8 protein-coding genes and 1 tRNA gene are annotated in these 9,522 nt (G+C 57.9%); 7 read left to right on the top strand and 2 right to left on the bottom strand.

What is annotated here, in order from left to right:
• Positions 1 to 13: 13 nt before the first annotated feature.
• Positions 14 to 90 (top strand) — tRNA-Met (locus tag ACR0DO_RS19230).
• A 159-nt stretch (positions 91 to 249) separates the two neighbouring features.
• On the opposite strand, the gene ACR0DO_RS19225 is transcribed toward ACR0DO_RS19230, so the two are convergent.
• Positions 250 to 858 carry an Arm DNA-binding domain-containing protein gene (locus tag ACR0DO_RS19225; RefSeq protein ID WP_480561057.1) on the bottom strand — a complete coding sequence of 203 codons (609 nt, stop codon included), beginning with the start codon at positions 856 to 858 and terminating at the stop codon, positions 250 to 252.
• 800 nt (positions 859 to 1,658) lie between these two features.
• Between ACR0DO_RS19225 and ACR0DO_RS19220 the strand changes: the two genes are divergently transcribed.
• The 6 genes from ACR0DO_RS19220 to ACR0DO_RS19195 all read left to right on the top strand — a co-directional run bounded on the left by ACR0DO_RS19220 (position 1,659) and on the right by ACR0DO_RS19195 (position 8,096).
• Positions 1,659 to 3,434 carry a galactosyltransferase-related protein gene (locus ACR0DO_RS19220; RefSeq protein ID WP_480561056.1) on the top strand — a complete coding sequence of 592 codons (1,776 nt, stop codon included), beginning with the start codon at positions 1,659 to 1,661 and terminating at the stop codon, positions 3,432 to 3,434.
• Positions 3,435 to 3,508: 74 nt separating this feature from the next.
• Positions 3,509 to 4,333 carry a hypothetical protein gene (locus ACR0DO_RS19215; protein WP_480561055.1) on the top strand — a complete coding sequence of 275 codons (825 nt, stop codon included), beginning with the start codon at positions 3,509 to 3,511 and terminating at the stop codon, positions 4,331 to 4,333.
• A gap of 416 nt (positions 4,334 to 4,749) precedes the next feature.
• Positions 4,750 to 5,271, top strand: coding sequence for a hypothetical protein (locus tag ACR0DO_RS19210; RefSeq protein ID WP_480561054.1), 522 nt, complete (start codon positions 4,750 to 4,752; stop codon positions 5,269 to 5,271).
• 93 nt (positions 5,272 to 5,364) lie between these two features.
• A complete protein-coding gene (locus ACR0DO_RS19205; protein ID WP_480561053.1) occupies positions 5,365 to 6,096 on the top strand; it encodes a metallophosphoesterase family protein in 732 nt (243 codons plus the stop codon).
• A 121-nt stretch (positions 6,097 to 6,217) separates the two neighbouring features.
• Positions 6,218 to 7,666, top strand: a complete 1,449-nt coding sequence (locus ACR0DO_RS19200) for a mannose-1-phosphate guanylyltransferase/mannose-6-phosphate isomerase (protein WP_480561052.1) — start codon at positions 6,218 to 6,220, stop codon at positions 7,664 to 7,666.
• Positions 7,667 to 7,826: 160 nt separating this feature from the next.
• Complete coding sequence (locus tag ACR0DO_RS19195; RefSeq protein WP_170449101.1) at positions 7,827 to 8,096, top strand: spike base protein, RCAP_Rcc01079 family; 270 nt, start codon at positions 7,827 to 7,829, stop codon at positions 8,094 to 8,096.
• Positions 8,097 to 8,166: 70 nt separating this feature from the next.
• Here the strand turns inward: ACR0DO_RS19195 and ACR0DO_RS19190 are convergent, their stop codons facing one another.
• Complete coding sequence (locus ACR0DO_RS19190; RefSeq protein ID WP_480561051.1) at positions 8,167 to 9,333, bottom strand: nucleotide sugar dehydrogenase; 1,167 nt, start codon at positions 9,331 to 9,333, stop codon at positions 8,167 to 8,169.
• Between the last annotated feature and the right edge of the window lie 189 nt (positions 9,334 to 9,522).

The following is a 9,522-nucleotide window of genomic DNA, read 5'->3' as shown; positions in this document are numbered from 1 at the left end:
TCACATAAAGTGTCGCGGGATGGAGCAGCCCGGTAGCTCGTCAGGCTCATAACCTGAAGGTCGTAGGTTCAAATCCTACTCCCGCAACCAATACTTCTCAACGAAAGCAACGCGTTAAGGGTCGGAAAAAGCGGCTATATAGCCGCGTGCCAATCTCTCTGGAAGCACTGTGGAAGCAAGCGGGACAGAAGAAGGGATGTGCTTTGCGGGCAACATACCTTTCGCCCGGTGCGGTAAACAGCGAGGTGTTCAACTATGGCAACCCCAGATTTCCGCCAGATTGAACATCTTGGACAAAACGCCCAACGTCCGGTTGGCTTGATAGGGTTTGTCCCGAAACTTGTGGTGTAACTCAGCAATGTCTTTTCGCTCCACGTCGACCACTTTGAAGCTGCCAATGGCCGGAATGATGAACAAATCAATCGCCCTGCGATACTCACCTTGGGTAGACGACTTACAGCGCTCCTTAACGTGGCAGTCGAAGAACCGCTCACACAAGGCCGCGACCGTTGGTGCGCGGCGATGCTGGGCAATCTCTTCGGCTGGGTTCTCACCCTTTGCTACTTGGCCCATAACTTCCTTTGCCAGCTTCCGCGCTTCGTCGACGGTGATCTTGCCATGTCGACCGATGGAAACGCGCCGTGTTCTTCCGCCTTTGCGATACTGTGCGTGATAGGTCTTGGCCCCGGAGGGCATCACGCGGACACCAAACCCGGCAATCTGGCTGTCCCATACGAAGTAGTCTTTCGCCTCAACCGGTAAGGCTTCTACGACGCGTTTGGTCAGTTTGGGCATCCCTCGTCCTTTCTCTGTCATCGCCCCGTGGAAGCATTGTGGAAGCAACTGGAAGCGGTTCATGGCGTAAGAGGTAGGAACGGGGCGTGCCGGCCGTCAATAATAAAACATTGATTCCAATAAGATAGGGTAAGTCAGCGTTTTCCGGCGTAGTTGGTGCAGACGGGTATAAGCTATCTCATAACCTGAAGGTCGTAGGTTCAAATCCTCTCCCCGCAACCAATCTTCCAGGTCGGAAAATCTCAAAGCAGCCCGCTCAGACTACAATTGATCACCCGGATCAATTGCTTAACGTCTTCACCTCGTCAGGCTCATAACCCCAAGGTCGGAGCGGAAAAGCCCAGTCTTCCGAGTAAACCAAAAGGCCATGCGCCTCGTTCAGATGCGATTCAGGCATAACGCCGCTCATCGGCCTTGAATTCTTGGGTCCACCCTCAAAACTTACTATCTTTGGTGATTGACACCCACGAGCAAACAGGTACTCGGTGCCAAAGCTATTTTTGAATACAATCTAGGATGGTAAGTCGCGAGCGGCACTGAGGCCAGTCGGGTATCGCAACTTATCAAGCTCTCGAACTGGGAAAGAAATGCAATCTTCAAAGGAAATAGTTGCAAACCTCTGCGATGCAATTGCCTCGAACGACGATTCCAGCACAGCAGGGGCTGGGGATGCGTTTCGCAGTCTGATCAGAACGCAGCTCTCGGTTCGCAATGCAAAATCCCCTTCGGTTGTGGCGTCCCTATATGGTGAAGTAGTGAAACGTCCCGAAATTTGGCAGGACATGCCAAATTTCCAAGAGGCCGGAGAGGAATTTAAACCGGATGCCGCGCTTGAGGCGGGCTTTTCGCTCGTTACTTGCTGCATGACCAGAAACGACCATCTGGTACAGACACTTCCGACATGGCTGGTGCACCAGGAGATCGATGAGATTGTCATCGTGGATTGGAGTTCTGAGATCCCGGTTGCGATTACCCTGGACAAGGCCGGAATTCGCGATCCGCGCATCCGTATTCTTCGGGTTGAGGATGAAGGGTCCTGGATTTTGTCTCATGCCTACAATGTGGGTTTCCGGGCGACGACAAAAGACAAGATCGTCAAGGTCGACAGCGACATCATCCTCGATGCCGAGTTTTTCAGCCGCAACGCCATGGGTGTGGGGAAGCTGACCGCCGGAAACTGGCGGCATGCGGAAGCGGGTCAAAGCCACGTAAACGGATTCTTCGTTACCGGGCGCGAGGACCTGATGAACGTGAACGGGTTCAACGAACGGATCGTGACCTATGGCTGGGATGACGATGACCTGTATGATCGCCTGACCAGCTCCGGTGTTGAACGGGTGGATGTCGATCCTGACACCATCCGCCATATCGACCATTCCGACATAAGACGCATCGACCGCCCCAAAAGCAAACCGGTCACCGGCTGGGATGAGGTGCAGGCTTTTCCGCAGTTCTGGATTTCCCTGAACCGGCAAGCTTCTTCGTCTTCGGCACCTTGGGACAGCAGCTGCCCGATGACCGGTTTCCGGCTGTTGGATGGGCCCGATGGCGTTACCCGGTTGCGGCGGAGCCACCCGTTTGGCGTTGATACAAACCTGATCGGGACCCGATTGGAACGAGCCGAGGCCGCAATTGGCGCGATACAGGATGTTTTCGAGGGCGTTAAGATCACCGCGTCGCGGGAGGCCGTGGATTATGCGCTGATGACCCGTTCCCTCAAAGACGCGATCGCAGCTGTCGGTAGCGGACCGCTGCAATCCATCGAGAAAGACAACGAAGTTACGGCCCCGATCGGGCACAGCCAACGCAAGCCGAAACTCATCGTCGATGCCCAGCATGGTCTGGGCAATCGTCTGCGCGCGATTGCTTCGGGTGCGGCCTTTGCAAAAGTTCACGACCGGGACCTGATTGTCCGTTGGGTTGCGGATGAGCATTGTGACTGCAGTTTTGCGTCATTGTTCGATTTTGAAGGTGCCGTCGAGGACGCCGGCGACAGCAACCCGGAAAACGTGTTGGAAGTCGATCTGATGAGCAAGGCGTTCCGCGAAGCCTTTGACTCTACCTCGCTGGTCCACGCCAACCGGGACATTGTCATCCAGTCCGCCTACAGGTTCACCTTCGGGGCGCCCTATGATGAGCTTGAAAGAGATTTTCTGCGCCATCTGAAACCAAGCGCGGATGTGCAGGACCTGATTGATTCCGTCAGAAGCCCGAACGATATCGCGGTCCATGTCCGGATGAATGGCGGTGCTGCCACGGACCCGCATGGGGACGTTCCCGGTGATTGGTCGAAGTCGGAAGACGAAATTGCCCGACGGGCCCGAAGCAGGTCCCATTATGGCTTTTTCTTCAAGCGCATCGACGAATTGCTGGAGTCGTCAGCAAAGGCGACGATTTTCCTGGCTTCGGACAACTCGGAATCCTATGGTGCGTTTACCGCAAAATACCAGGATCGCGTGACCAGCCTGCCACGGGCGGTATACGACCGCTCGGAAATGCAGCTCAAATATGCGCTGGCGGACGTCATCTTGCTGTCCCGCGCGCCGCTCTTGCTTGGCAGCAACTGGAGCTCGTTCACCGAAATCGCCCATTCAATGTCGCAAAATCAGAAGTTAGAGATGTCGGGGCAGCATTTTTAATTTCGTTCCACACGTTCGGACATGGGTCCAAATCGAAATACATACGTAATAAATCCGCCAGAGTGTAAATCTGTATGAATGACAGTGAAACAAGGAGCTTAGCCGTTGAGAGCGTCATTTCAGCGTGCAAGCAAAAAGTAAGTGAAGTCATCGTTCTGGACGACCGGAAACACTCCGACTGGTGCGATGCCTACAGCTCGTACGGTGTTGCTCAGGTCACCCACACAACATTCGGCAAGCTTGCGTCATCACAAAAGACCGCAGACGGGCTGCGCATTGTCCACGTCACAAAGGGGTTGCCCGCAGCCAGCCTGAGCGAAGCGGAACACAATGTCAGCCTGATCACCGAGATTGCGGATATCGTGGTGTTCACTCCGGTTTCGGCGTCACAGCAGGACGTTCAGGATCTGTTGATCGCCTGGCCAAGCTTTTGGGCGATGTTGTTTCTGGCCGAAGGGTTCATGTTGCGCGACGTCGTGCGTCCGGCGATCTGGAACAGCTTCTACAGCGATTGGGAAACCCTGCAGAGCACGGTTGTTTTCACCAATGCCAAATTGGGCGAGGTCTGGGCGGATATCGACGGTGACCATGTCAGCTCGGTCATTGATTATGTGCACCCTTCGACCCACGAAGTGAGTTTGAAGCGGCTGCTGGCGCTGCAAACCAGCGCAACGCTGATGCCCGATTTTTTCGACAGTTCTGCCGATGCCCAAAATATTGCGCGCAATATCCATATTGCGCTGCCCAAACGCTATTTGAAAAAAGACTATGAAAACAAGTTGTTTCAAGAGCAGCGCAAGTGGTGGAAAGTCGCCCTGAGCGCGCCCTGGCAGGCGTCCTACTGGAGAGATCTTTGGCGGCTGCAACGACGTACCAAGCGCCGGATGAAATCCAGCTAGTCTGGAACAGCCCACCCGACCGGCTATGCGAACGGCCCTGAAATCCCCGGGTCTCGGGCCGGTCCGTTGATCCATGTCTGGGCCAATTTGGATCAGGGCGCGTATTGCGCTATCATGATCGCATCAATTCAAGTGCATTAAGAGTTTGGATCTCTGCGCGCCTTTGCGCACGAGCAGTTACGCGGGTCGCGGTGTAGGCCGTCCAAAAAAGACCCGATGATTACCCAAAGACTGAATTGATCCTGTGAATACCCTTGTGCAGGCAAGCCTGCGCACGCACAGGAAAGGGAAAGTTTACGTAAAAACCCTATTAAAACATTGATTTAAGGCCAAGTTTCGCCACAGGCAGCCCGCAGCTGAGGCATCGCAGCTCTCTAGTCCTGATCCAGACCAACTCTGGAGCTGGAGATACGACTATGCCGAGCCTGTTCGACTGCTTTGCCAAGGCACCGCTGTGTGCCGGAAAACCCTCCGCCCGTGGTGCCGTCCGGAATTTCACGGTCCTGTTGGCGGTTGCCGCGTTGATATCTGCTGCGGCTGCGCCGTCGCGCGTCGAGGCACAGCAGCCTTTTGTCGTGGGCAGCGACCGCGGCGGGTATTTGCATGACCGCCTGGCCGAGCTGGAAAACCTCGAACGCAATGGCATCCAGGTCGAAATACGCGGGCGCGTCTGCTATTCAACATGCACGATGTTTCTGGGGCTGCCCGGAACCTGTGTTGATCCAGATACGACCTTTGGATTCCATGGTCCGTCCCGCGGTGGTCGCAGGCTTGCGCCTGAGGATTTCGACTATTTCAGCAAGGTCATGGCCGACTACTACCCGGAGCCGTTGAAATCGTGGTTCATGACCACGGCGCGAAATCGCATCAACGGTGTCCACAAGGTCAAGGGCCGCGAACTTATACGCTTGGGTGTGCCAGCCTGCCGAACCGCCTGAGGCCGGGCTTGCCCACAGTTTAGCGCAGGGGTATCAATCTGGATCACCCCGCCGGGATTTGCCGCGGCCAACCAGTCAGGAGACCAGCGCATCGTGCTGACATCGCTTTTCAAACGGTTCGAGAGGCGTGGATCTTTCCTGCCACCGAACCCGGACCGTCCGCTTTGCGCGATCGGTGATGTGCATGGCTGTATCTTTCAACTGGAAAAACTGCTGTCCGATGTACCTCAGGATCATCGGATCATACTGGTCGGCGACTATGTCGACCGTGGTGAGAACAGCGCCGAGGTCCTGCGCCTAATCAGTGCCCGCCCGGACCTGACCTGTCTGATGGGCAACCACGAAGAGATGCTGTTGCAGTTCCTGCAGGATCCCAAAGGGCAGGGCCCGCGCTGGCTGCGTAATGGCGGTTTGCAGACGTTGGCCTCCTTCGGCGTCCGCGGGGCGCGATCCGAGATGGGCGGTGACGAGCTGACGGATTGCCGCGATCGGCTGCAACAGGCGATGGGCGACGCGCTGTGCCAGTGGGTTTCCGAACTGAAAACCTGGGACAAGTCGGGCAATGTGCTTGTCGTTCATGCCGGTGCCGACCCTGACACCCCGCCCGAGGCGCAATCTGACAAGACCCTTGTCTGGGGCCACCCGTCGTTTCACTCCACGGTCAGGCGCGATGGTGTCTGGGTTGTGCATGGGCACACAATCGTCGGAATCGCCAGCGCGCGGCAGGGGCGCATTTCCATTGATACCGGTGCCTTTGCAACGGGCGTGCTGAGCGCGGTCTGCCTGGACGGAACCGAGCCCAGGTTTTTGACGGCACGTCGCTGACGCTCTGAGAATAATACAGGCAACAAGGGGCCTTTTTCCGACCGTGGCCGTGCAAAACCTTGTCACATTAAAGGTCATTGACTAGGACCGGTTGAAGCAAATCAGATATTGAGCATTTTTTATGTTGATCACACCTGTTCTTCTTTGCGGTGGTTCCGGAACGCGGCTGTGGCCGTTGTCGCGCAAAAGCTATCCCAAGCAATTCGTGCCGCTGGTAGGCGAGGAAACCCTGTTTCAGGCCTCTGCGCGGCGGCTTTCCGGGGCGACGGATCGTCTGAACTTTGCGGCGCCGGTGGTGCTGACCAACTCGGATTTCCGCTTCATCGTGGCCGAGCAGCTGCAGGCCATCGGAATCGACCCCGGTGCCATTCTGATCGAGCCCGAGGGGCGCAACACCGCGCCGGCGGTGCTGGCTGCGGCGCTGCGCGCCCATGCCGAAGACGCCGATGCGGTGCTGCTGGTTGCCCCGTCCGACCACGTGGTTCCCGATGTGGCGGCCTTTCAGGCGGCGGTTGCCCGTGGGATGGAAGCCGTGGCGCAGGGTCAGCTGGTGACCTTTGGCATCACCCCGACCCATCCGGAAACCGCCTATGGCTATCTGGAACTTGCCTCGGCGTCGGCCAATGACGGCTCGCCGGTGCCGCTGAAACAGTTTGTCGAAAAGCCCGACATGGCCCGCGCGACCGAGATGCTGGCGGCCGGCACCTTCAAGTGGAACGCGGGCATTTTTCTGTTCCGCGCGTCGGACATGATCGCCGCCTTCCGCGCCCATGCGCCTGAATTGATGGCACCGGTCGAAGCGGCGGTTGACACCGCGACGCCGGATCTGGGCTTTCTGCGCCTGAACCCGGACCCGTGGGGGCAGGCCGAGGATATCTCGATCGACTACGCGGTGATGGAAAAGGCGGACAACCTGTCGGTGGTTCCCTTTGACGCGGCCTGGTCCGATCTGGGCGGCTGGGACGCGGTTTGGCGCGAAAGCGGCCCGGATGGGGATGGCGTGGTGACCAGCGGCGGCGCCACCGCGATCGCGTGTCAGAACACGCTGCTGCGCTCGGACAGCGACCAGTTGGAACTGGTGGGGATCGGGCTGGACAACATCATCGCGGTGGCGATGAACGATGCGGTTCTGGTGGCGGATGCGTCGCGGGCGCAGGACGTCAAGAAAGCGGTCACCGCGCTGAAGGAAAAAGGCGCCGCGCAGGCCACGGCCTTCCCCAAGGATCACCGTCCCTGGGGCTGGTTCGAAAGCCTTGTGGTCGGCGACCGGTTCCAGGTCAAGCGCATCCACGTCCACCCCGGCGCCGCGCTGAGCCTGCAGAGCCATTTCCACCGGTCCGAGCACTGGATCGTGGTCGAGGGCACCGCCCGCGTGACCATTGACGACCATCAGAAACTGGTGACCGAGAACCAGTCGGTCTACATCCCGCTGGGCGCGGTGCACCGGATGGAGAACCCCGGAAAAGTCCCGATGGTCCTGATCGAAGTGCAGACCGGCGCCTATCTCGGCGAGGACGACATCGTCCGCTACGAGGACGTCTACGCCCGCGGTCAGGGCCCAAATGGCTGAGGGCCACTCAGCTTTCAGCGCGCAAATCAAGGCCTCCAAACAGGGGGCCTTTTTTGTGTCGGTTTGCCGATCAGGCGGCGCAACGCACGATGGGCTTTCAGGTCGTTAAGCGGTTTTGGCTAGCGTTCCGCTGATTGACACAGAGAACGAGACCCGACTCATGACGACCAACCCGTTTACAAACCGTGTTTCCAGCCTGTCCGGCCCTGCGCGCGACGTTGCCCCCGTGACCCCTTCTGACACCACCGACCTGTCCGAGGTGGCAATCGGTCTGTACGTCGAAACGGGCGGCACACTGGCAATGACCACGGTCCGAGGCGAAACACGCACCGTTCAGGTGGCTGATTTCTCGATCCTGCCCGTCGGCGTGACGCGCGTTCATGCCACTGGCACGACTGCATCGGGTATTCACGCCCTTGTACTGACCTGAGACAGAACCGGAGCCTGCCGTGCGCCATTTGTGCGGCAGGTTATCTTTTGGCCGGCGTGTGCGTCCGGTTTTAATCCGCGCCGAACAGATCGCGGGTAAAGACCTTGTCGCTGACCTCGCGGATTTCATCCGATAACCGGTTTGCGACGATCAGATCGGCCTGCTGCTTGAACGCCTCCAAATCGCGGATCACCGGTGAGTGGAAGAAGTGATCCTCGCTCAGCGTCGGCTCATAGACAATGACCTGAATGCCCTTGGCCTTGATCCGTTTCATGATGCCCTGAACCGAGCTTTGGCGGAAATTGTCGCTGCCCTCTTTCATCACCAGACGGTAGATGCCGACGATCTTTGGCCCCTTCATCAGAATCCGGTCGCTGAGGAAATCCTTGCGGGTGCGGTTGGCATCGACGATGGCGCGGATCAGGTTTTGCGGCACGTGGCTGTAATTGGCCAGCAGCTGCTTTGTATCCTTTGGCAGGCAATAGCCGCCATAACCGAAAGACGGGTTGTTGTAATGCGCGCCGATGCGCGGGTCGAGGCTGACGCCTTCGATGATCTGGCGCGGGTCCATGCCGCCAGCCAGGGAATAGCTGTCCAACTCGTTGAAAAAGGCAACCCGCATTGCAAGGTAAGTGTTGGCGAACAGCTTGATCGCCTCGGCCTCGTCCGCATCGGTGAACAGTACCGGAACATCCTTATCCACCGCTCCTTCCAGCAGCAGATCGGCAAAGACCTTTGCCCGCTCGGACCGTTCCCCAACGATGATCCGGCTGGGGTGCAGGTTGTCATAAAGCGCACGCCCCTCACGCAGGAACTCCGGCGAGAAGATCACGTTGTCGGTGCCGAACCGGGCACGGGCCCCGGTAACGTACCCCACCGGGATGGTGGACTTGATCACGATGGTGGCGTCGGGGTTCGCCGTTGTGACCTGCTCGACCACCGCATCGACCGAGCTTGTGTCAAAGTAGTTGCTGCGCGGATCGTAATTGGTGGGCGTGGCCACAATGACAAAATCAGCCCCCGCATATGCGGCTTCGGCGTCGGTGGTCGCGGTCAGGTCAAGCGCGCGGTTGGACAGGAAATCCCTGATCTCGGCATCCTGGATCGGGCTTTGGCGCTGGTTGATCAGGCCCACGCGCTGTTGCGAGATGTCCAGCGCCACCACGTGATGGTTTTGCGCCAGCAGCACCGCGTTGGACAGGCCCACATAGCCGATACCGACAACCGCAATTTTCATCATTCATTTCCTTATGCAAGCAGGGCCTCGGACACCGTAAAGGGGGCCGCCCGTCAAATCAATTGGCGGCGGCGTTTATGGGTGTTGTTATGAGGGAAGGAGTGATTTGTGAGATTGTTCTGCCCCATTTTGTGACGGGGTTTTCTGCGATGAAGATGATGTCTTTGTTGCGCAGTTCGAACTGGGCGG

It is taken from the genome of Ruegeria sp. AM9, from assembly GCF_056540565.1.
This window is presented reverse-complemented; position numbering and strand designations above follow the sequence as displayed.